Annotated in this window: 19 protein-coding genes; 3 read left to right on the top strand and 16 right to left on the bottom strand. The window is 40.3% G+C overall.

Annotated elements, in window-relative coordinates; genetic code table 11:
• Window positions 1–114: 114 nt before the first annotated feature.
• Entirely contained in the window at window positions 115–1,632 is a 1,518-nt protein-coding gene (locus RE317_RS16080) for an arylsulfatase (protein WP_008670041.1), read from the top strand.
• A gap of 707 nt (window positions 1,633–2,339) precedes the next feature.
• Here the strand turns inward: RE317_RS16080 and RE317_RS16085 are convergent.
• The 11 genes from RE317_RS16085 to RE317_RS16135 form a co-directional block, all read right to left on the bottom strand.
• The gene (locus tag RE317_RS16085) at window positions 2,340–3,116 is read right to left on the bottom strand and encodes a porin family protein (protein ID WP_117873501.1); all 777 of its coding nucleotides are present in this window, start codon (window positions 3,114–3,116) and stop codon (window positions 2,340–2,342) included.
• Window positions 3,117–3,131: 15 nt separating this feature from the next.
• The gene (locus tag RE317_RS16090; protein WP_008670044.1) at window positions 3,132–3,374 is read right to left on the bottom strand and encodes a hypothetical protein; all 243 of its coding nucleotides are present in this window, start codon (window positions 3,372–3,374) and stop codon (window positions 3,132–3,134) included.
• Window positions 3,375–3,801: 427 nt separating this feature from the next.
• Complete coding sequence (locus RE317_RS16095; RefSeq protein WP_008670046.1) at window positions 3,802–5,013, bottom strand: hypothetical protein; 1,212 nt, start codon at window positions 5,011–5,013, stop codon at window positions 3,802–3,804.
• An 18-nt stretch (window positions 5,014–5,031) separates the two neighbouring features.
• Entirely contained in the window at window positions 5,032–6,879 is a 1,848-nt protein-coding gene (locus tag RE317_RS16100; protein WP_008670048.1) for a WG repeat-containing protein, read from the bottom strand.
• Window positions 6,880–6,890: 11 nt separating this feature from the next.
• Window positions 6,891–7,826 (bottom strand): hypothetical protein, encoded by a 936-nt coding sequence (locus tag RE317_RS16105; protein WP_008781687.1) that lies wholly within the window; start codon window positions 7,824–7,826, stop codon window positions 6,891–6,893.
• Between the two features lie 7 nt (window positions 7,827–7,833).
• A complete protein-coding gene (locus tag RE317_RS16110; RefSeq protein ID WP_008670052.1) occupies window positions 7,834–8,784 on the bottom strand; it encodes a DUF6175 family protein in 951 nt (316 codons plus the stop codon).
• Between the two features lie 12 nt (window positions 8,785–8,796).
• Complete coding sequence (locus RE317_RS16115; protein WP_005852087.1) at window positions 8,797–9,282, bottom strand: hypothetical protein; 486 nt, start codon at window positions 9,280–9,282, stop codon at window positions 8,797–8,799.
• 150 nt (window positions 9,283–9,432) lie between these two features.
• Window positions 9,433–9,927 (bottom strand): hypothetical protein, encoded by a 495-nt coding sequence (locus RE317_RS16120; protein WP_008670055.1) that lies wholly within the window; start codon window positions 9,925–9,927, stop codon window positions 9,433–9,435.
• Window positions 9,928–9,949: 22 nt separating this feature from the next.
• Window positions 9,950–11,644: a WG repeat-containing protein gene (locus RE317_RS16125; protein ID WP_022508096.1), complete on the bottom strand. Its 1,695-nt coding sequence runs from the start codon at window positions 11,642–11,644 to the stop codon at window positions 9,950–9,952.
• 265 nt (window positions 11,645–11,909) lie between these two features.
• Window positions 11,910–12,674, bottom strand: a complete 765-nt coding sequence (locus RE317_RS16130; protein WP_005841573.1) for a LytTR family DNA-binding domain-containing protein — start codon at window positions 12,672–12,674, stop codon at window positions 11,910–11,912.
• Between the two features lie 127 nt (window positions 12,675–12,801).
• Complete coding sequence (locus tag RE317_RS16135) at window positions 12,802–14,853, bottom strand: histidine kinase (protein ID WP_117873499.1); 2,052 nt, start codon at window positions 14,851–14,853, stop codon at window positions 12,802–12,804.
• A 166-nt stretch (window positions 14,854–15,019) separates the two neighbouring features.
• On the opposite strand from RE317_RS16135, the gene RE317_RS16140 reads away from it, so the two are divergent.
• Window positions 15,020–15,895: an aldose 1-epimerase family protein gene (locus RE317_RS16140; RefSeq protein ID WP_117694782.1), complete on the top strand. Its 876-nt coding sequence runs from the start codon at window positions 15,020–15,022 to the stop codon at window positions 15,893–15,895.
• A 48-nt stretch (window positions 15,896–15,943) separates the two neighbouring features.
• Here the strand turns inward: RE317_RS16140 and RE317_RS16145 are convergent, their stop codons facing one another.
• The 4 genes from RE317_RS16145 to RE317_RS16160 all read right to left on the bottom strand — a co-directional run bounded on the left by RE317_RS16145 (window position 15,944) and on the right by RE317_RS16160 (window position 22,459).
• Window positions 15,944–16,864, bottom strand: a complete 921-nt coding sequence (locus RE317_RS16145; protein ID WP_117694780.1) for a DMT family transporter — start codon at window positions 16,862–16,864, stop codon at window positions 15,944–15,946.
• Window positions 16,865–17,046: 182 nt separating this feature from the next.
• Window positions 17,047–18,792, bottom strand: a complete 1,746-nt coding sequence (locus tag RE317_RS16150) for a phospho-sugar mutase (RefSeq protein WP_005841583.1) — start codon at window positions 18,790–18,792, stop codon at window positions 17,047–17,049.
• 313 nt (window positions 18,793–19,105) lie between these two features.
• On the bottom strand, window positions 19,106–20,746 hold the full coding sequence (locus tag RE317_RS16155) for a C69 family dipeptidase (RefSeq protein ID WP_008670067.1): 1,641 nt from the start codon (window positions 20,744–20,746) through the stop codon (window positions 19,106–19,108).
• Window positions 20,747–20,788: 42 nt separating this feature from the next.
• A complete protein-coding gene (locus tag RE317_RS16160) occupies window positions 20,789–22,459 on the bottom strand; it encodes a M23 family metallopeptidase (protein ID WP_005841587.1) in 1,671 nt (556 codons plus the stop codon).
• Between the two features lie 193 nt (window positions 22,460–22,652).
• On the opposite strand from RE317_RS16160, the gene ald reads away from it, so the two are divergent.
• Window positions 22,653–23,744, top strand: coding sequence for an alanine dehydrogenase (ald, locus tag RE317_RS16165; protein WP_008670070.1), 1,092 nt, complete (start codon window positions 22,653–22,655; stop codon window positions 23,742–23,744).
• An 86-nt stretch (window positions 23,745–23,830) separates the two neighbouring features.
• On the opposite strand, the gene tatC is transcribed toward ald, so the two are convergent.
• On the bottom strand, window positions 23,831–24,661 hold the full coding sequence (gene tatC / locus RE317_RS16170; protein ID WP_008670072.1) for a twin-arginine translocase subunit TatC: 831 nt from the start codon (window positions 24,659–24,661) through the stop codon (window positions 23,831–23,833).

Consider the following 24,661-nt stretch of genomic DNA (forward strand, 5'->3'; position numbering starts at 1 on the left):
GTACAAAACAAGACTTCAATTTCAAGTATTTCTACTGTAACCATCACCATTTATGGCTTAAGGTTACCAAAAATTTCCTACCTTTGCACATAACATTATGAAAAACCTATAAACATGAATATTCTAATCAACCTGAAATACACATTGGCTGTCACAGCCGGAGTGTGCTCCTCTTTTGCATACGCACAAAAACATCCTCATATCATACTGATAATGACCGACCAACAGCGAGCTGATGCCATAGGCTGTATGGGAAACGATGCGGTTATCTCCCCTAACCTGGACGCACTAGCTGCCGAGGGAACATTATTTATGAATGGTTATTCTTCTTGTCCAAGCAGCACTCCGGCACGTGCAGGTCTGCTGACCGGACTTTCTCCTTGGCATCATGGCTTGTTGGGATATGGAAAAGTATCTCCCGAATATAAATACGAAATGCCACAGATGCTAAAAGACGCTGGTTATTATACTTTTGGAATCGGGAAAATGCACTGGCATCCCCAACGGATAAAACATGGTTTCGAAGGCACTCTGCTAGATGAAAGCGGACGCATGGAGGACGAGAATTTCACCAGTGATTACCGCCAATGGTTCCAAACAAAAGCCCCCGGAAAGAATCCTGACGCCACCGGCATAGGCTGGAACGACCATACGGCAAGTATCTATAAATTGCCCGAAAACCTCCATCCTACCTATTGGACAGGAGAAATGGCCTGTGAACTTATCAGCAACTACGATCCGACCAACAAACCGTTATTTCTGAAAGTTTCTTTTGCCCGTCCGCACAGTCCGTATGATCCACCACAAAGATATCTGGACATGTATAAGGATGCCCTAATACCCGATCCTGCCATCGGAGACTGGTGTGGCAAATACGCCAAGAAACTAAATCCTGAAGAAACGGCACAAGACGCTCCATACGGTAATTTTGGCAATGAATATGCACGCAATTCCAGACGTCATTATTATGCCAACATCACTTTCATTGACGAACAGATAGGCAGAATTATCCAAACATTGAAAGAAAAGGATATGTATAATGACGCATTAATCGTTTTCGTTTCCGATCATGGCGATATGATGGGCGACCATTATCACTGGAGAAAGACCTATCCATACGAGGGCTCCACTCATGTGCCATACATCGTGAAATGGCCTTCTGCCAACCACGTTACACCGGGAAAAACAGACGCTCCCGTAGAGTTGCGTGATATTCTTCCCACTTTCCTCGATGCAGCCGATGTGACCATCCCCACTGACATGGACGGCCGTTCCTTGTTACCGCTTGCCAAAGGCATGGAAACAAACTGGCGCAAGTATCTGGATCTGGAGCATGCCACCTGTTACAGTGATGATAACTATTGGTGTGCACTGACTGACGGCAAAATAAAATATATATGGCGTATCCATACCGGTACCGAAGAATTATTCGACTTGACCCAAGACCCTCAGGAATTGCACAATGCCGTCAATGACAAAAAATACAGGAAGCAGCTGACGGAAATGCGTAATGAAATGATTCGCCACTTAAGTGAACGCGGCGAAGAGTTCGTGAAGGACGGCCGATTGGTGGTCAAGGAGAAGACCATGCTTTATGGACCTCATTATCCGGAAAAAGAAAATAAAAGATAACGTGTGTTGTACAGAGGAGTCGTTTCCAATTGCCCCACTTTCCTACAACAGAGTTTTATAATTCTGTTGCCACTGCTGTCACCTTTTCCCTGTACTCCCTATGAATAGGGAGTTAGAGAGGTGATGGCAATACATTATTTTATGCAAGAAAAATGCCTGCAGCCACCACTTTATCCACCTTGTTCCATGGTACAAGCCTGCCCTGTCCGGTGGACAAAGCAGGCTTGTGCAATAAACACGGTAAGCTTGTGCAGCCTCGAAACTGCGACTTTCCTTGCTAAAGTATTCAGAATCTTGATACAAGTTCTGTCGGATCTTGCAGCAAGTTCCACGAAATCCTGTACCAAGTTTTGCCGTCACATCCAGCATCCTTCCCTTTCGGAGGAGAAGGCTAAACCGGTAGAGCCGGAAAGACTTAAACTAAAGATTGAAAGATATAGATCTTTGGAATGAAACGTCTTGTTCTTTTTATCAGACGTCTTCATCTTTTTTGTAAACGTCCTTGTCTTTTCCGAAAAGAATAAAGACTTTCGGAACGATACGGAACAGTGACCGGAAACGGGTTTCTACACATACGTTTCCAAATGAACCTCTATTTACACCCGACAGATTCTTCATTTCGGCAAGAAAGGGTGCACAAGTTTCATCAAATTTCTGATACCTCTCTATTCTTCTATTTTCCAACAGTTCCTCAGCCTGTTCACAACTTAAAATATAAAGCCTAACCCTAACGACAAATTGGAAAGGGCCAATTTATCTTTCCCTTCATTCTTCTCGTCAGTAATATTAGCCGATTTCAAACCTTTTTGATAAGCGACATTCAAAAACAAGCGTTTCCAATAAATGCTGCCCTGTACGGCAATTCCCCAATCAAAACGGTTAATATTACCTTTAGGATCGTCCGCATCATCATTCTTGCCAAAGGAGGGACAATCATCTTTGGTTATGGTATGTTTATTTTCTCCATATTTATCGGGGGATACTGTCAAATATTTATCCGACTCATATTTAAACTTACCAAACAACCCATAAGAGAAGTAAGGCCCTACTCCCAACTGAACCCTAAACGATTCTGACAAAGGTAAAGCATAAGCAAATAAAATAGGAACGTCCAAATATCCCAGATTATGTTTCTGAGTGACACTAGTGCCGCGAGATTCCGTCACATCATATTTCTTATAAGAATCCAAATCGAGCCGATGCGACTTTTTAGTGGTAAATTTATCGTACTCATAAGTGATACCTTTCATAGAAAGTCCAACAGCAGGCTGAATACTGAAGTTTCCAATCACAGGAACATCTATAAAATAATGGATACTGTAACCCATATAGCTTTTATTATTATAATCTTGATCTGCCATAAGATCATTATACTTCCCTGTAACACTGGTCATATTCAACCCCACACGAATACCGGAAGTAGTTTGTGCTTGTGCCGTGAATGCACATACGGACATAGCCATGATAAAAAACAGTTTCTTCATAATGCAGTATTTTTATTAAAATTTGTAATCTTGTTTCACTCCTTTCATAGTGAACAATAAAGAAGGACGGACAGACCAAGTTTCATCAATAACATACCCAGCTCCTATTCCTGCATAGAAACCTGGATGCATTTTAGATTCCTCTACGTTAGACATGCTGCTCATATTGAGTTCAGCCTTCGCAGTCCACATTAAACCCTGTGCATACGATGTTAACGAAATCAGCATTAAAAGTGCTGCAATAATTGTCTTTTCCATACTTCGTAACAATTGACTCTATAAGTTTACATTTGCAAATGTATTGCAACTTTTATATTCAAAAAACCATCATTTGTCAAGATTTACACTAAACACACTAAAGCAGATACCAAGCAGCTAAAATTAACGACTATATATACAATAAATAAATTATGCCAATAAGACAAGCTTGAAAATTTGTAAATTAAGCTTCACATTCCAGCTCTATATGATATGAAATTGGAAGAGCCATCAAAAAAACAGTTCTACTTTTCACACCTCTCCAAGCTGGCAGTATAGAACCATTTAAAACATAAACAAACAAGCGTTCATTTCCAAAGAATAAACGCCTGTTTGTTTTATGTTTCACTATTCAGCCATATCAACAAATCTTTTTGGCAAGTAACCTATTTTCACTTCTGTTGACGAAGCCGGCTAACTTAAACACTTATTTTATTTCACGAATCAACATTCCCGGATAAAAATCGCCACCCGATACTTTTCGGAAAGTGGTAAAACCAAAGTCCGAACCATAAGCCTGTTCCTCGGAAGCCATATAGCGATTATCCCAAATCAGATTTTCCTTAGGCTGAATCACTCCTACACGCTTATAAGTCATTTTGCCTTCTTTGCTCAATTCAGCTTCCAGCACTTCAAATTTAGACATTTCAGTGACTCCCTCTTTCAAGCCAATATAAGCTTTCAGGGGAGAAACACTGATTAAGGGAGTATTCACTTTGAACTGGTCAAAATTCTTTTGCAGACTCGCTATATTTTCATCAATGGCACGTTGGCATGCCTTTCGCACCATTTGCTGGGGCTCATCCAAGTTAATACCCAAAAAGGAAGTGTTACTTCCATCACTATGCTGGCTGCCCACATACTTCAACTTGAACATCTTACGGTTATTATTGAAAGCATTCACCTTCTCCTTATTATCCTTATCAGTATAATATTGAGTATAGAATTTTGTTGCAGTCTCTTCATCCCAAACCAGTTGATAGAGATAAGTATCAATATTTACTTTAAACCCCTTATAGGATGCAACCATATCTCCCGTAGAATTACCTAAATCCATATAGGATGTCTCACCGGTGTAAATAGCCGCTGCCGCACCCAGTCCTTTGACAATTCCTCCCCACACACTTGAACCTTTTGAACGGTCAATATAGCGAATGTCATTCACAATAAGAAAAGTATTTCCAATCAAGTCCTCACCGGCATCTTCCAGCAGAGCGTTTCCGCGTTGAGTCTTGGATGCCAGAGCCTTGTCCAGTTCGGAAGCGTTATACAGCCCTCGTTCTTTCACCAGTTCCACATCACAGATCCCTGTCATGTAATCACGGTTAAACCAGCGTCCTACCATACGGCTGGCAATACCATTGTTTCTGATAAATTCATCTATCTCCTCATGGTTTTTATCCAATTTCTTTTCAGAAGTATAGATTACTTTTACACTTAAATCATGGTTATTATATTTATCAGGGACAGGAATTTTGAGAAAAACATCCTTTATTTCATCACCAAATTCTCTTCCTTCGTGATTGATCATCATGCTATAAAGAGAACTGCGGCGATATTTTATTTCGCCGTCTCCCTGGGCTTGAATTTGAGCGGCGAATACCACCGCCAACAGCTGTATTATAATGAATCTTTTCATTTTTCAAACATTCAATAATTAATAATCCCAATGTTTATCCGGAATGACAGAGGTTATCTTAAACATATTTGTATCCGGGTCAAAACGTGCAATCACTCGAAGAGCCTCTACTTCGGTCAAGTTCTTCTTGTCTTCCGCTAACATATATTGTTTGGCCAAGACCATATCCTCTTCTTTCTCGAACAAGCAAGGCACCAGTACCTTGCCATCCGGATCAATAATCCCCCACTTTCCATCAGACATCACATAAGCCATCTCATTATCAAAGTTGGACGCATTGGCAAATCCCTGCTTCAGACGAACAGACTTTTGCACCCCATCATAAAGATAATACAGGTTATCCTTTTTCACCCATATCAATTTCGGATCGACTATAGGAGCTACACCTTGCCACTCTAAAGGAACGACAACCCGGTTCTGCAAATCAATAGCCCCCCATAATTTGTTCAGGCATACGGATGCATACCCCTGATGAAAATTGCCTATACGGTCATACTTATCGGATACGATTTGTCCTTTCATATCCACATAAAACCAAGAAGCATTTTTTTGTACTCCCAAACGTCCATTGTTCACGCTGGTAAGCGAATTGGTATATTCAATAGGAATAACAACTGCCCCTGTAGAATCAATAGCGCCAAAAGCCGATCCCTTTTGTACCACCCGGTATCCTTCATTACTCAGGAAAGCCTTTGACAGGCCACCAATCACCTTGTTCCCCTTTTTATCTATGAAATACAACTCATCATCCAATGAAACCGGAGCTAAATTATGGCTGAAAGCTCCAAACTTTCCCTTTTCTGAAGAAGATATTCTGACCATCACTTCAGCATCCAAATCATAATAAGCTTTAGCTATTTGCTTCTTTTCCACTTTAGCAAGCCTAAGCATATTGTCTGAAGGAGGAAGAATAGCCTGATTGGCAGTTAAAGGAATAATAGTATTTCCATGGATATCTACCAACCCTTGGGATTTCTTATTAATGAAATAAAAATAATCGACCCTCGATGAAGGCAACTGGGACTCAGCGGCATGAGGTTTGGGAAGCAGCAAGCTCTGTATTTCCTGCTTGGTAGCCGGAAATGCAGACTGGTCTGCCTTGGTATAAAAGGCAGCCTCATCAAGCAAAGCTCCGGTTTTCTTATCTCGCAAAACAGGGAAGTTGCCCACATCTTCATACTTGGCAGGAATTATTTCCCGCCCATTTTCATTGATTAACCCGAATTTACCTTTAGACACCATGTTGTTCTTTTTATCGTATTTGCCACCGATATTAACCCAACAGATTCCTTGGTTATTGAAACTGCCAATAAAATTATAAGTAGGCTTCACTATGATATTGCCAGCTGAATCAATGAACCCGAACTTCTTGCCTTTCAAGACATATATCAGTTTCTTATTCAAATCTCCCATTGCTTCATAATCGGTTTTCAGGATTTCCTTACCTGTCTTATCAATCAACCCCCATTTTTCACCTGTATTGCTACTAGCTTTATTGCCTATGAGCCCACCCGTGGTTAGCATTACTCCTTTTTTAGTATTTCCACCTTCAGCGACGGGGCAAACCCCGTTATAAAATTCACCGATATATGTATATTTCCGTTTTGTAATGATTTCACCATCTTCATTAATCAGACTGTATTTTCCATCTTTTCCTATTTTAGCGATACCGTCTTTAAAGGGAGTAGCTTCATCATATTTATATTTTATCACTACCGTCCCGTCTTCCGTCATAAAGCCATAACGCCCCTTTTCATTCTGCACGGCCTTCAACCTCTGAGCTTGCACAGAGCCACTGACCAGCACCAGCAGACATAGAATTAGGATAACTTTTTTATTTCTCATATTCTCTTTATTTAAAATCATTTGAACTTGAATTAATGGAGCCAAGTAATATTAGTAGTAACCGGTTGCTGCCCATTACCAAATGCTACACCTATAGCTCTGGCAGCTTCTATCCTCTGCTTTTTCAGCCCCGCTTCATCCTTATATTTCTCACGATTCTCAAAATCCCAATCACTGGTCACCTTTTGCTTTATTTCATTATACAAAACTTTAGCTTCACCTTCACAACTGCTTCCCGGTTCAATGAAAACCAACCAGTCAAAAGCCTTTGAAGCACCTTCCGCATCGGGTGACTTCGCCCATTCGGATCTGGCGTATTGCATAATCAATTGACAATTATAATTCACATATTGAGTATAATAAGTGTCTATCAGTTTACTAGCTTCCTCATAGCCGACACAACATTCAGGAATAGAGGTAACATAATACAATGCAGCATCATACTCATGCATAGAAGCACTTTTTTGCGCTTTTACCAATATTTGCCTGTAATTACTATTATACCAAGAGATAATTTTTTCTTTCCCTTCGCGTATAAATTCTTGTATTTTCACGTTATTGCCATTTATTGCACGGAAAGCATTGATATATGCCCGGTTAATATTAGTACCTACTCCTTTTGCATCCACAGTGAGAGTAGAAAATACTTTCTGCCCTACTGCATCGCCTATATACAAAGTCAATTGAACAGTAAGCGCTGTACTGACAGGAGGACCGGACAATGTTTCCTTATATAAAGTATTGGTCTTAGCTGTGATAAAGAATGGTGTAAAATTGGAATTGGCAACACTCCCCTGACCGGCCACTGCCGCAGCTAAACGATTTCCTAAAATCTCTTGTACCTGGGATGGAAGTTCCTCTTTCTGGGCAGCTTTAGCTATGGTAAGGCTTATCTCACAATCCTGTGCTGCCACAGACATGACACAACATGCGCACCAAGCGGCAAATATCATATTCCTTATTTTCATATCTTTTCTATTTTTCTCCGATAACCAATTCAGCTTTACCTAACCCTTTCGTCATTACTTTGCAGGTAAGATTGGCTTTCTGATTGAGATATTTGCGCAAATCATTTGCAAAGCTTCTTGTATCTCTAGCCATTCCATTTTCACGATAAAGCGGAATGCGTACCTGCTCAAAAAGCATCATATTCTCAGTTGCATCAGTTAAACTAAAACGATGAGCCACCGTATTCTGCGCCACCCAATCTTCTATGATTTCCTGTAGTTCATCCCCCCCAAATTCACTTTCCAAATTAACGCCGCTCCCATTATCAAACACACGGACTTCTAATGCCACTTCACGGCCATTAGCCATCAAATCATCAAAATGTTTCTGTAATTGACTTACGAAAGCATCCATCTTGTCTACTACCGCTTCTTCCAACAATACTGCCACTTCAGCAGCCATAGAAGGTTCTCCCGTACCTTGCGTCGCTGCGACCTGCTTATTAGTGTAGGCATCCAAGCCTCGCAAAGTATAAGTAACAGAACGTTTGGGACCCATTGTATTAATATTCCAAACTACTTCAATCAGAATATCAGCTTTAGCTCTATTCATTAACCGATCCAAAGGAGACTCTGCCAGTGAAGCTCCCGAAGTAGAACTGGTAGTCATCTCATGTTCCGCCGAACTCTGCTCTATGGAACGAATAGAAGATGCCATATCCTTCAACGGAAAATCTTTTTCAGCCATCAATTCACCTATTTTCGTTATGACATTCACCAAGTTCAAATCATTATCCAATGCCTTTTTATAATCCGGAATTTCAGTAATAGTGCCTTGATTGTTATATTTTTGTGTATAACCATTATGGGTACACCACACATTAGCGGGAACAACCATAATGGTGGGTTTTTTAGCCTGCCCATACACTCCGGTGTGTATAAGTGCTACAAGAAATAAAATAGCATATAATTTTTTCATGTTTTTCTGTCTTTATGGTTTTAAAATTTTATCTTCTATCAGTTTCTGCTGTAATTGAGAACGAAGCACACGCACCGTAGTGGAATAAGAAATTTGGGTTTTATTAGAAGCCTTCGTGTTAGAATTTGTTTTCTTATCTTCCATACTTACATACTTCAGATATTCCCCTCCGTCTCTAAAAAAGTCGTTAAAATAAGATGCATACCGTTCCTGTGCATTCACTTCTGTTATCAAAGGGCGCACACTACATTCACGACTACCGGCAACAACACCTTTGAACAAGACATCTCTTACTGCATTTTTCTTTGCCTGCTCTATAGCATCTGTACGATTTTTCCCTCTGCCCCAGGCGCGAAGTGTTTCCGACCCATCCAGTTCTACTCCCAAACATTCACTCTCAAAGGAATGATAGGAAGAAACACTTTTTTTGCTGCTGCATCCGGCAAGGATAAGTAAAAGCAGACATCCCAATTTCCACGTATAAAACAGATGTTTCATAATTTTTTCTTCTTTAAAATTCATAGTCTAATTTCAATGATACAAGTTACCATTATTCAGATTAATCACATCACGAGCCTGCCGGGCAAAAGCAGACAATAATCCGTCAGCCAGTATCAGAAAAGTAACAATCAACCTCTTATACATAAGCTAAAATCCATTATTTAGTCCTTTAATAACTCCGGCTGATACCAGCTCTTGATAGAGGGCGTCTTTCGCAACGGAAACCACTGCTGAAATTCGATACTGCTTTCCCATCTTCACCACTGAAAGATTCTCTCCTACCATATTGGCAAAATTCATGTAAGAACCTCCTTTTTGGAAAAAGACATCAAAATAATCCTGATGTTGCTGTTCTACCACCATACTTCCTGCCAAAGGTTTCTGCCGGGTGCGTGAAGTCTGGCTGGAAAATCCTTTAAAAAGCACCCCATGAACTGCACACTTCTTGATCACATCGGCATCCAATTTACTTTTCTTCTGGATTACTGTCACTTTTACCAAATAAGTACCTTGTGCACCTACTCCTTCTCCCTCTATCTCATATTTTAAAGGGGCATCATCTGCGTGCGCTCCAATACAGATGAATACAAAAAGAACCGTCATAATGATTCTACCGACAAATTTCACATTCATTACTCTCATAATTCTATTCTTTAATTATATATTATTGTTCACACCCTTCTTTACCGGCAAACTGCAAATATTCATCCTTCACTTTCCGATAATACTCTCCCATCAATTCGCCCGTATTCTTCTGAATCTTTTCTTCAAGATCTTCTAACACATATTTCAAAAAACCACAATGATTACTACCTCCTGCTATAGCAGTAGCTGTAGACCCACCAAGGGCATCTACCTCATCCATAGAAACTCCCAGATTAATTCCGGATGAAGGCTTATTTTGATTCCTGCTTTCATCTTTAAAAGAATTAGAGTTTGTAGATTCCAAATCATTATGCACACTTGCAATGTAACCAATCGTATTCAACGTTCTTTTCTTCTTGTCCTTTTTGGCTTGCTTCAGCGCTAACGCTACTTCTCCATTATCCGGATCCAATTCTGCCGCTATCTTCAGATGCTCCATTCCTTTAGAATAAATGCCATCAGTCACTTGCCCTTTTCCCATATAATAGTGGGCCATGGCATAGTCCGGAATCAAATCTGTCAATAAATTAAACATACCCCAAGCACCTGCCACTCCCTTTTTTTCTTCTTTCAAAAAGGATTCTGTCACATCCTCTGCAAAGCCATCAGAGAGTTGTCCCTTCGTATCTATCCAACCGAGTACGGAATTCAGCCAAACAGGTGCTTTGCCATCCACAAAACTACCTATATAATCAATCCTTCCCGGTAGTAATAAAGCACCTTGACTATTATATAGCCCCATTGCAAGACTTTTGGCAATCCAGACCTTTGCCGATACATCATAATATACCCATTGATAAACACAAGGCAATATAGTACGCCCATATATATCCAAAGCCCCCCATTTATCCTGCTTGCAAGCAAGAACAAATCCATCTTCTGCTATTATAAGCTCCTCATATTCTGTAGGAATTACAGTTTGTCCTCCCACTACAAGGCCCATTTTACCATTATCTTCCCTTATTCTGAGAGAATCGGTTATAACTTCTGCTCCAGGATTATTAATTTTTTCATTGACCTCTCTGCTACATTCAGCGATTTTATCAAGCAAATCATCAAAATCACCGTTCCCTTTCGCATTTTTCACTTCTTCTTGTTTCTGGCGATATACCTTATTGGATATAGGAACGCTTATCATTGCTTCTTCTAGAATATATTTACATGGAACAACGATTTCTCCCCTTAAATTAATAGCCCCGAACTTACCCTCTTGCTTGATTGTAGCCAACATGTTATCTCTAAAATTATCAGCGTAATCAAATTGAGGTTCAATGACAAATTCTCCTTTTTTATTTATAAAGCCAAACTTGCCATTCTTCTTTACCGCAGACAGTCCTAAATTAAATCCATGAATATCATCTGCATTTTCAAACTGCGGTTTAATTATAAAACGGTTGTGTATGTCTATAAAACCTACTTTTCCTCCTAAAACTACTCCTGCCAACTTTTCTGTAAATCTCTTGGTCACCCCTTCATATTGTGGAGAAATCAACCAATTTATCTCATAATCCTGATTTACTAAAGCCGCATCCCATCCACCAAACATAGAATTACCCCTATATTTTGAATTTTCCCACCATCCTTTATTTTCGGTCTGCTCATATCCCCATTTCTTTGTTACAGCATTTTGGCGCGCCTTCTGTGCATAAAAACTAAAAGGTATAGCACAGCATAATAAAAACAATATTACTTTTTTTACTTCATTCATATACATGTCTTTTTTTAACCTTATGCGGCTTCAAAGAAAAACAATTAACGTCATTTTACAAATTCACAAAACCAAGAGAAAGTATCAAACAGCCTAACAAGCATACTATTCTATCTAAATTAACGACTATATAGCCTCATTTCCATATACCGCAAAGGGAAAATTAAGCACTAAAAACAAAAAAAGCAGCAATCTCACGACTCCTGCTTTTCCACTGTGACTTAAAATCACTTTCTATAAACTTGTATTTTCAACGTCATCAATAGATTCACTACAACAAATAAAACCTATCCTGCAATTCTTTTCTGAACTTCTTGGAAACCTGAAGTTCCGTAATATTCTCAAACGGGGGAAACATGACGCAGCGGTTCTCCTTAATCATCATCAGATAATTGATATTAATGATATACGACTGATGGATCTGGACGAAGCAGGAGTCATATCCCTTGATATGATCGGCCGTAGTATTTTTCTTCAGCAGCAAAGGCAGCTGGTTGTTCAGCACCACTTCCCACAGTTTCCGGTCGGAGTTATAACGGAAAAAACCGATGTCAATGGAGCGCAGAATGCGCAAGTCATTGATGGGTGTGGATATCATAAAAGTATGCTCGCCGGCCGAATACACACGCGGAGGGATAACCAAAGATGCGGCTGCCGACTCTTCCGCCTTTTTCATGAAGCGGTCAATGATCCCTTCCAGCTCCTTCTTGTCTATAGGCTTCAGCAAGTAGTCGAAAGCTGCTCCACGAATAGCATAAATCATGTACTTATCATAAGCTGTATAGAACACAATCTGCATATTCCAAGTGATTGCCCCCCTTAGCTGTTCCAGCAGTTCCATGCCCTTCATGTCCGGCAATTCCACGTCCAGAAACAGCAAGTCCGGATGAACTTTTTCCAGCAGTTTCCGGCCATTCGCACCGTTACGTGCCATCCCGTCTATAGACAGCCTGTTATATTTCTTCAACTCCAGACAAAGATTGTCCGCAGAGAACTCATCATCATCAATTATTACGACCCTGTATAGTTTATCCATAGTAAACAATCCTGCTTTAGTTATTAACGGAACAAAAGTATTAAAACATGTTTTAACGCACAAACCCGACACTCCGGTTATGGAACTATAGCGACCGTTTCGGACACTATCCTAGCAAAAATAACAACTAAACCATCTTTTTCAAATTATAATCATAGCCTTGGGGCAGGAAGACAGCAAACTCGCAACCGGTTTCTCCGTCTTCCAGCTGCACATTGGTTATGGATATGTCGATATGCTTTTTATTGTTGGCGTTCAACAACTGTATGGTTTGAAGAATCACTTTTATACCGGTGCCTGTACCATGGTTGGCACTGTTTATCCGGTAACCTCCCCCATTGTCACGCACCTTGACGCAGATTCCCTCCCCGGTCTTCTTGATATCAATCCACAGTCTTTTCATCCCCTCTTTGTCCTTCAGGGCATGCTTGATGGCATTTTCTATCGGAATCTGTATCATCATGGAAGGAAGTATTTCTTGGTCAAGATGGATGGCAGCATCTATGGATGTGGACAGTATAAAGCTATCTCCCAATGCTTCACGTTCCAGGTTGATAAACGTATTGACAAAGTCCAGTTCCTCGGCCATGGTAACGCACAGCTGTTCGGTCAGTTCCAGGTTGCGCCGCATCAGCTTTACCAACCCACGCATATTTCCGGCCTGCTCATCGGTGTAGTTTCCCATCTCACGGTTCAGAATGTTAAAAATGAAATGGGGGGAAACCCGGTTACGGATATTCTCCATACGCAAAGTGGCAATCATATTCTGACTTTTCATTTGCAGCAGGAAACGCTGTCTCTTGTTGTACATGTAAACAAAAACAACGAGCCCCAAAATACAGATGCAGGCAAACATCCACAGGTAAAGCGTCTGATTCAGCGCCAGTACTTCATTCTCTTTTTGCTGGATAAAAATTTTCTGCTTCATCAGCGTGGTGTCCTGACTGTATTTCAGATCAATTTCAGCTGTACGCATTTTAATACGCTCATTACGTGTAGAATCATCAATACGCTGATTTTCCATTTGATAATAATAGGCTTGTTTGAAATCCCCCACCTCTTCAAAATAATGTTGCAGGTAACGGTTACGGATATGCTGCATATTCGGTTCCACATAATCAGGCTGTATAGCCTCAGACATACGTTTACGTGCTAAAGACAAATTATTCTGCTTCAAGGCAAGTTCAATCAATTGGGTATCCAAATAATAGAGAGCCGTCTGATTTTCGATAGAACGAAAAAAATCACTGCAAAGGTTTAAATAGTATGCGGCAGAATCAACCTGATTCATCAATAGAAAAGTTTCTCCCAAATTCATTTCAGTCAGATGTTCCTCAAAAATCATATCCGGATAAGAACGAGCTAACAATAATGATTTTCTGAAAAATTCCAAAGCATTAGGATAATCAGCACGAAAATAATAAGAATTACCACGATTATTTAAATAAATATGTTTCTCAAATGGAAGCATCTTATCATATTGCCGGGCAGCCAGTTCATAGTAATGATCACAAGACGTAAAATCACGAAGTTCCATATAAACCTGTGCCAATCCGTAATAAACAGGAAAACGTTTTTCTTCAGGAATCTTCAATGAATCACAGTAAGACAAAGCTTTACGATACCACATCGCGCCTTTATCATAATGACCGGTACGGACAAAAGCATCAGCCAAATTAATAGAAATATCATGAAGCATATCTCTGTTACTACCCTTCAAACGATAATCAAATGCTTTTTGAAAACATACCACTGAAGAATCTGTCAACCCTTGACGAGCACATACATTACCCCGCATATTGTAAATCTCAGCATACAAATCATTAATTAACGATGACGGTTCAGCTCCTTCGCAAAATACTTCCGCTCTATCCATGCTAAGTTTAGCCGAATCCATCTCGGATTTAAACATATATGCTTTTGCCAAAAGAACAAGATAATGGTAATACGCCACACTATCTGTGGCAACCGACATTTGCCTGGCAGTCCGGGTACATACATAACTAGGATTTTTTGACAATGAATCAATTATAAAATCATAATACTGCATATAGATATCCATTTGGGTCTTTTTATAAGTTCCGGAACTTGTACAAGATACTCCCCATATACAAAATAATACACTATACCATAAAAATTTAAATATCAAATGTATGTTCTCCATCTTATCCTCCTTCATAGCTTATTGACAAACATAAGCAAAAATAAACACAACCATATACTTTTATTAAAATTTATTTGACCCAAACAGCCTTTTAGATAAAATTTACACAAAGATGAAGATTCACTTTGTCATGTCATGAAACATCCCTACCTTTGAAAAAAGAATTTATAAACGAAGAAACATGGAAACACTATCTAATTCTATCCTGACTGTACAAATAGCCGAGCATGGTGCCGAGCTTCAAAGTATCAAAAAGGATGGCAAAGAATATCTTTGGCAGGGCGACGCTAAATTTTGGGGACGGCGTTCACCTGTCCTTTTCCCTATAGTAGGACGTGTGTGGAACAATAAATACCGTCATGCCGGAAATACTTATGAAATAGGACAACACGGTTTTGCACGTGATATGGACTTCAAACTAACCTATAAAGAAGACAAAGGAGCTGTATATTGGTTGGAAAGCACTCCTGATACATTGGGCAAGTTTCCTTTTCCCTTCCGCCTGCTGGTGGGATATTTATTGGAAGAAAATAAAATCACCGTAAAATGGCGTGTAGAAAATCTGGGAGCCATGGATATGTATTTCCAGATTGGAGCACACCCAGCTTTCTATTTCCCCGAGTTCGATGCTGCTACAAAGGATCGTGGCTTCTTTGTTTTTGACCGAAAGTCTGACTTAGAATATATCATGCCAACCGAAAAGGGGTGCGTATCACCAGAACGTCATGTACTAAAATTAAACAAAGAAGGGCTGATGCCAATTGATATTCATACTTTTGATTGTGACACTTATATTTTTGACAATAAACAACTGAAAAAAATAACCTTACTGGATAAAAAGAAAAAGCCCCATATCAGTTTGGAATTTAATTCTCCATTGGTAGCTTTGTGGTCTCCTACCAAGACACATCCCGATTGCCCATTTGTTTGCATTGAACCATGGTATGGAAGTTGCGATTCTGTAGGGTATTCGGGCGAATTAAAGGACCGTGAATGGATACAGAAATTGGAACCAAAAGAAACGTTTGATGTAGAATATAAAATCATTATAGAGTAATCAAAAATAACGGGGTATGCACGATGAGTCACACCCCGTCTTTTTTGCTTACCGACTTCCCAAATACAAAAATATCATACCAATAAGTACCAGTGCCAAATCCACAGCCTTGCTTTTAAGATTCTTCTCACGGAATACCATTGCACCAAATAGAAAAGAAACAAGCACACTGCCACGCCTTACCATAGATACTATGGAAATCATTGAACCATCCAAGCTTAAGGCATAGAAATAAACAAAATCAGCTGCCGACAGAAAAATAGATATCAGAATAATACACCAATGCCAATGAAACGGAGTGGTAGATTTGCGCTTCGGCCACCATAACAACATCAAAACACCTCCCATCATAAACAATTGATAGATATTATACCATGACTGTACAATCATTCTATCCAGTCCGATACCTCCTTGATCGACAGGCGCCATGAGATACTTGTCATAAAGCCCGCTGACCGCTCCCAACACAGCTGCCATTACCACATAATAAATCCATTTATTATGTTTGAAATCTATTCCCTCTTTCTTTCCGCTGCGGCTCAGCATAAAAAAAGAGAAGACAGCCATCAGCACACCAATCCATTGGTAAAAATTCAATCGCTCACCAAAGACCACTAAAGCTCCCACCAACACCATCACCGGACGAGTAGCGTTTATAGGTCCCACAATTGTGATAGGCAGATTCTTCATCCCAAAATATCCCAATATCCACGACGAAAGGACAATAACAGATTTCAACACTACATAACGATGCACCTCCCACCCTGCAACAGGCACATAAAAAATAGAATCCTCCAATATTCCCGGCCTCCACACTGACAATACAATAAAAGGAAGAAATATCAAACTAGAGAACAACGTATTCAGAAATAATACCGGAATAACCGCATTGTCCTTCAACGACTGTTTCTTAAATACATCATAGAATCCCAGCAATGCAGCCGAGAGAAATGCCAGAAGTAACCACATCATATCTTTTACCTTATTTAAAACAGAAGGCAAAGTTACAACAAAAAATAAACAAAGAAGTGTAGATTTTGATATAAATGGCACGGAAATAAAAGAAAAGGGGGATAGAGAAATACATCTCCACCACCCCTTCTTTTATTTATGAATATTCTCTCAGACTTTCGCCCGATGCTTATACTCGATTAAATTCCCAGTGATTTTCTTACGGCTTCCACCTTTTCCTCAGCAGCTGCATTAGCGGCATCGAAACATTTGTGGCAACCCATTTCACCTTTTACTTCCACATAGAATTTGATTTTAGGTTCTGTTCCTGACGGGCGAACTGAAATCTTAGTTCCATCTTCCGTAAAATATTGCAATACGTTACTAGCCTCCGGCATATCTATTTCTGTTATATTCCCGTTACCATCAGTCACCTTCAAAGTTTTAAAGTCCTTGACAAGAACAACCTTAGAACCGCCTATTTCTCTCGGAGGATTAGAACGGAAGTTTTCCATCATTGCCTTAATCTCTTCTGCCCCGCTCTTTCCTGGTTTCACAACATTCACAGTAGTTTCTTTTGAGAAACCATACTCCACATAAATATCAAGCAAAACTTCGAACAAGGTCTTGCCCTGGTCTTTTGCCCAAGCACAAATCTCCGCCAACAATGTACAAGCAGAAACAGCATCTTTATCACGGACAAAGTCTTCGGCCAGGAATCCGTAGCTTTCTTCACCACCTCCGATGTATTGCTGTTTGCCTTCACGCAAACGGATTTCACGTGCAATCCACTTGAATCCGGTATAGCAATCCAACATTTCGATGTGATTCTTGTCTGCGACAGATTTAATCAGTTCCGTAGTAACGATAGTCTTCACAATGAAATCATCATCCTTCATCTTACCCATCGCAATACGGTTCTTTATTATATAATACAAGAACAGCAAACAGGTTTGGTTACCATTGATCAGCACCCATTCTCCTTTGTCATTTTTACAAGCCATACCTACGCGGTCAGCATCCGGATCGCTAGCCATTACAATGTCAGCGTCTATTTTCTTAGCCAAATCAATAGCCATAGACAAAGCCTCGGCATTTTCCGGATTCGGAGAGACAACAGTCGGAAAATCGCCACTCTTCACCATTTGTTCAGGCACGGTATGTACATTTTCAAATCCCCATTGCTTCAATGCACGCGGAATCAACATCATACCTGTACCATGAATCGGAGTATACACAATTTTCAAATCCTTCTGACGCTTGATCACTTCAGGATCAATAGAAATTGTTTTCACTTTATTCAAATAGACGCTGTCTACCTCTTCGCCCACAATCTGAATCAGATCCTTGTTACCTTCAAACTTGATGTCGGTAGCCGATGAAATCTTGTTCACCTCATCAATGATACCCTTATCGTGCGGAGCCAATACTTGTGCACCATCATCCCAATAAGCCTTGTAACCATTGTATTCTCTCGGATTATGAGAGGCAGTAATATTGATACCGCTCTGGCAACCGAAATGACGGATAGCAAATGACATTTCAGGAGTAGGACGCATATCTTCAAACAAATATACTTTAATACCGTTCGCAGAAAAGATATTGGCAGAAATTTCCGCAAACAAACGGCTGTTGTTACGGCAATCATGACCTACCACAACAGATATCTGATCGAGATCTTTAAAATTTTTATTTAGATAATTGGACAAACCTTGAGTAGCAGCACCTACCGTATAAATATTCATACGGTTACTGCCCACGCCCATAATACCACGCAAACCACCTGTCCCAAACTCCAAATCTTTATAAAATGCTTCAATCAAATCAGTCTTATCGGGATTCGCCAACATTTTCTTAATTTCAGCCTGTGTTTCGGCATCATAAGCAGGTGTTAACCATTTCTCTGCTTTCTCTGTCACTTGCTTTATCAATTCTTCATTTTCCATAATTTTTTGTTATTTATAAGGTTTATAATTACATCCGATTTTTACGTCTTGACAAATGTAAAAGAATTAAATTAAAAATCCTAGAAATTTGAAAGAAGAAAATTAGAGATATAAAGGATTATCCCCCTAAAATAATCTGTCATAAAAAAGCAGAAGACCATACAAGGTAAAAAAACACTACTATATAACAGTCGGGAAAGCTCCCAGGCATCCTGAATACAATCTAAAAAACTATCTTATTATGCACAGGAGCAGGATCATAACCTGCCCCTCCACTAATTAATCAGACTTTCAGAACATACAAAAATATATCCTATTTCATCTTATAGCGTTCACCGGTGGCCTTTACCAGTTCTTCCAAAAATTCTTTGGGATACCCCGGACGTACCAAAGGAGCGCAATGACCGGTTTCAGGACGAAGTATGGTTCCATCTTTTGCCATCTTTTTCACAGCACCGTCATTATACTTCACAATCAAAAATTCGCCCAATTTCTTCCAGCTGTCTATTGCCGATTCGGCTGTCATGCAACTATAGTTAGTCAAGAACTCTTTTGCCTTTACAGGATCTTTCTCATATAAGCTCATGGCAGAAGATTCAATGCCAGCCTGTGCATTCGCATAAGTATCTTCCAAATTATTTTGAACGGCACGCATATCATCAATCATCAGGCTATAACGTGGACGAATCATATCGGCCACCCAATTATAAATCCAAAATGCAGAGTCCCATGAAAAAGTTACACAGTCGGCTTCTTTACTGCTATAACAGTCAGGAATACGATCCGAACAACAATATACAGGAGCAAACACTGTCATATTAGCATCATCTGTTCCAAACCATAATACTCCCCCTATTGCATCGGGCAGGTTAGCACGCATCTGTGCCACAAAAGTGAAAGCCGTTTGCTGAGTCGAAATGGGACGTTCATTGAAATATTCCTGATCTCCTACTTTAAAACTCAAGGGAGACAGACGATAAGGAGTTTTAAACGGACCGGCACCGGGATCATTAGTTATATCCAGTGGAGTACCCTCATAGTGATCGCGCATAGCCGCTTGTACATCACGTACTGAAAGTTTACGGGAAGGCTTGATATAAAGAGGCATCGGTTCTTTGCTGTCCCCCTGAATATAAGGAAGATAGGTATCTCCCACCGACTTGTTGAACATATTATAGAAACTCCATACACGCGCTTCACAGAACCGTACACCACCAAAATCTAAAGGATTATATGCCGCCGAGAAACTGAAATCTTTATTCATACCGTCAAAATAACCTTTTTCACGAGCGAAAGAAATCACATCCGGAGAGTAAAGACAATTATCCTTGTCATTCATATTGAACTGATGAATCCGGCTCTGATTAGCATGTGCGGCAATACAATCATCCGGTATACGGACTGCTACCCATACAGCACCTTTCACACCGGGACCCTTACCGATCATCTCCAAAATCCAGACTTCATTGGGATCAGCGATACTGAATGATTCGCCACTGCTATAATAACCATATTCTTTTACTAAATCCGTCATTACCTGTATGGCTTCTTTAGCTGTACGAGAACGCTGGAGAGCTACATAAATCAAACTTCCATAATCCATAATACCGGTAGAATCAACCAATTCCTCCCGTCCACCAAAAGTAGTTTCACCTATGGTTACCTGAAATTCATTCATATTACCTACCACATTATAGGTTTGACGCGCTTCTTTTATTTGCCCTAAATATTTGCCCGAATCCCAATCATAGATATCACGCATGGCTCCTTTTTCATGCATACCGGCAGGATAGTGATACAACTCGCCAAACATTCCGTATGAATCAGCGGAATAAGAAACGATAACAGAACCATCAACCGAGGCTCCCTTACCTACAATCAAGTTAGTGCATGCCAAACTCTCTGTTATTGCCGCCAATAGAAAGGCAGCACCTAAAATCAGTTTATTCTTCATTAATATATAACTTTTTAATTGTGTATAATACTTATTTTACCATCAAAATTCATATTCCTCTTTTGTTTCGTTTCCACAATAATCTGTCACCACCAATTCCAATTTATGGGCGACTCCTTTTTTTAACCGTTCAGGATGCTTCATCCACAATTTCGCATTTTTGGAACTGAAACCGAATAAGGCAAATTCGCCGTCTATCTTCACCTTATAATCCTTAATACCCGTTTCCGCATCTCCTATTTTGAACTGAACCTTACCTGTCTTCCATTGTGCCTTATTTAATGGGGTCACTCGTGGAGACAAAGTATCTATAGCTACGGTATAGGTTCCCAGTTCACGGATGGAAGTCTTCATCCAACCATTTTCATAAATTCCTCCTGCTGAACCTTTCCTTTTTCCCCACTTACGGGCCACATAATATTTCGACGTATCCTCTACAGGAAGATGGCGTACCCCGATCATCAACGTGCACCCAGCCTGCAAAGCTACTGGCTCATCGTGCAACTGGTACTCGTAAGATATTGCAGCTGTATCTTTAACCACATGACAGTTCAGTGCCACATCCTCATACAACATTCCTCGGGGGATAACCAGTTCCATACCCGGTTCCTGAACCACATTACCTTTATTCCATGCCAAATAATGTTTTACCTGCGGATGATATTCCTCTATCGGCTGCCTACGGCCACGCACAATGAAACGATAAGTCGACTTATTCCCGTATAAATCAGCTAATTCATAACGAAAATGATAATCACGTTCTTCATCAATCGTAACCACCCCTCCTTCATCATTGGCTTGTAACATGCGCAAACTATTTCCGGGAAGAATCTGTGAGCGCATCACCCAATTATGCCTCTTTACATTCTCCTCATAGTCTGTCCAGGCATTAATCATCCGGTTCTCTTCGGGCAAAACGCCATCCACCGTACTGCGAAAAACTTCTGTCGTATCCACATAGAGTACCACGGAACGCACACCATAATTATTATGTGTGCCATCCATATAGTCGTATGCCTTAATGCCAGCGGCTATTTTCCCCCAAGCAGAAACCGGTTGTCCCAAAGAAGCAACAGATATGGATTTTTTTCTTTGTGAGCCTTCCACAACTCCAGCGCCCCGCTGCGGATAAAGCATAATCATTGACGCACGTGGCGGAGTAGTGTCTTTAATTTTATCGGTATAGAACTGTAAGGGATCTATCAATTCACCAGTATCCGTACGGCGTATCTCCATATGCAGATGCGGTCCGAAAGAATACCCTTCATTACCGCTTAAAGCAATGATTTCTCCAGCTTTGAAACTGACCTGATGAGGCTCGAATTTCAAATCCACAGCAAAAGTTTCATGCCGATATTGATATTCCTCCACCACTTTTGCCACTGCAGAAGCAAATTTCAACACATGTCCATATACTGAAGTATATCCATTGGGATGCGTAATAAAAATAGCCTGCCCATATCCTCCGGGAGTAACCAGTACACGGCTCACATATCCGTCGGCAATGCAATGAATAGGTTTTCCCACCTCTCCCTGGGTTTTAAAATCCACTCCTCCATGAAAGTGGTTAGAACGCAGTTCACCGAAATTACCGCTCAGAATAAGCGGAAAATCAAAAGGAGGACGGAATACAGGAGCAGCCGGTTCTTCCTGTGCCCGTACAGCAAGAACACTGCCCAAAGCTGCTATGATTATATAATTTCGTAAAGTCATTTTCTTTATTTTATGGAGAACTCATCACAAAAATTTTGAATCTCTCCGCAAACTTACAAATAAAAAACAGAATATCCCTTAAAACAATGTTGCTAAACATACATTTATTACGAAAAAAACATATCCAGACAAAACCTACTTTTCTGACATTTTGTTATCTTTGAGGCAGTCAAACCCCTTAAATGTGACAATTATGATAGTAGGAATTCCTAAAGAAATCAAAAACAACGAGAATCGTGTATCATTAACCCCTGCAGGAGCACACGAGTTGGTACAGAGAGGTCACACGGTGTATATACAACACACCGCAGGTATAAACAGCGGATTTTCCGATGAAGAGTATGAGAAAGTCGGAGCGCGTATCCTTCCTACTATAGAAGATGTGTACGCCATTGCCGAGATGATTATAAAAGTCAAGGAACCCATCGAATGTGAATATAACCTGGTACGTAAGGGCCAACTGGTATTTACATACTTCCATTTTGCCTGTGACAAAGAATTAACGGAGGCAATGATGCGTAGTGGTTCAGTATGCCTAGCTTACGAAACTGTAACAGACAAACAAGGCGGACTGCCTCTGCTGATTCCCATGAGTGAAGTGGCAGGACGAATGTCCACTCAGGAAGGAGCACGTTTTTTGGAGAAGCCTCAAGGAGGACGTGGCATCTTGCTAGGTGGAGTTCCCGGTGTCAAGCCAGCCAAAGTGCTGGTATTAGGCGGCGGCATTGTAGGAACCAATGCAGCTTTAATGGCTGCAGGATTAGGGGCTGATGTCACAATCTGTGATATTTCATTACCCCGCCTGCGTCAGTTGAGTGAGTTCATGCCTAAAAATGTAAAAACATTATTCTCGTCCAGCCACAATATAGAAAAAGAACTGCCAACAACTGATTTGATAATCGGTGCAGTTCTTATCCCCGGTGCAAAGGCTCCCCACCTCATAACACGCCCTATGCTGAAACTGATGAAAAAGGGTACTGTACTGGTAGATGTGGCCATTGACCAAGGAGGATGTTTTGAGACGTCCCATCCTACAACTCATGCCGAACCTATTTACGAAGTAGACGGTATCATCCATTACTGTGTGGCCAATATTCCGGGAGCTGTACCATGTACTTCAACCTTGGCATTAACCAATGCTACACTGCCATACGCCATCAGATTGGCAGATCTTGGTTGGAAAAAAGCTTGCGAAAACGATCCTGGACTAAAAAACGGCTTGAATATTGTCAACGGAAAGATTGTGTTTCCGGCCGTGGCAGAGGCCTTTGGCTGGAAGATTTAATAAAGTATGGATCCTAATGGAAAAAAGGAAGGCCTTTTTAGAAGGTCTTCCTTTTTTACGATATAATACTTATAAGGATTATCATCTCATGATTTTTCAAGCACTTCCTCCAAGGATTCTTCCTGCTGTTTTTTCCCTGTCCGACTTACAATCCAAATGCTGACTTCGTAAAGCAAATACATGGGCACAGACACCATCATCAATGTAAAGACATCTGACGTAGGAGTGATAACAGCTCCAACTATCAGAATAATAACAATAGCATGACGACGATACCGCTTCATAAAATCAGCCGTAAGAAATCCCAGTTTGGCAAAAAGCCAACAAAGAACAGGAATCTCGAAAACAATCCCCATCATCAGGCTCATCATCATCAATGTATCCATATACGAAGACAAAGTAATCGTGTTCTCCACTTCCATACTGACCTGATAGGTAGCAAGAAAACGGAAAGTAAGAGGGAAAATCAAAAAATAATTCAAAAGAACTCCCATCATAAAAAGAAAATAGCCCCACCCTACAATCCGGGTAGAATATTTCTTTTCATTCTCGTATAAAGCCGGCGAAACAAAACGGAACAACTGATAAATAACATAAGGAGATGCCAGCAAAAAACCCGTATAAAAAGACACGCTCATATGAGTAATGAATTGAGCCGCCAATTGGGTATTGATCATTTTCACATAAAACACTTCCGGACATAATGAAGGCATAGCCATGAAATCAGCTATCCGGCAAAAAAAACGATAAATAATGAAATCAGCATTCTTAGGCGCTAGAACAATAGCAAAAAGCTCATCCTTAAACAAGAATGCTACCAACATTAGAAATACCACAGCCACTGCAATACGGAACAAGACATGGCGCAGTTCTTCCAGATGATCCCAAAAAGTCAGTATCTTCTGCTGTTGTTCCAT

It is taken from the genome of Phocaeicola sp. GP0067 (assembly GCF_031119655.1).
In the GTDB taxonomy this organism is placed as follows: domain Bacteria; phylum Bacteroidota; class Bacteroidia; order Bacteroidales; family Bacteroidaceae; genus Phocaeicola; species Phocaeicola vulgatus.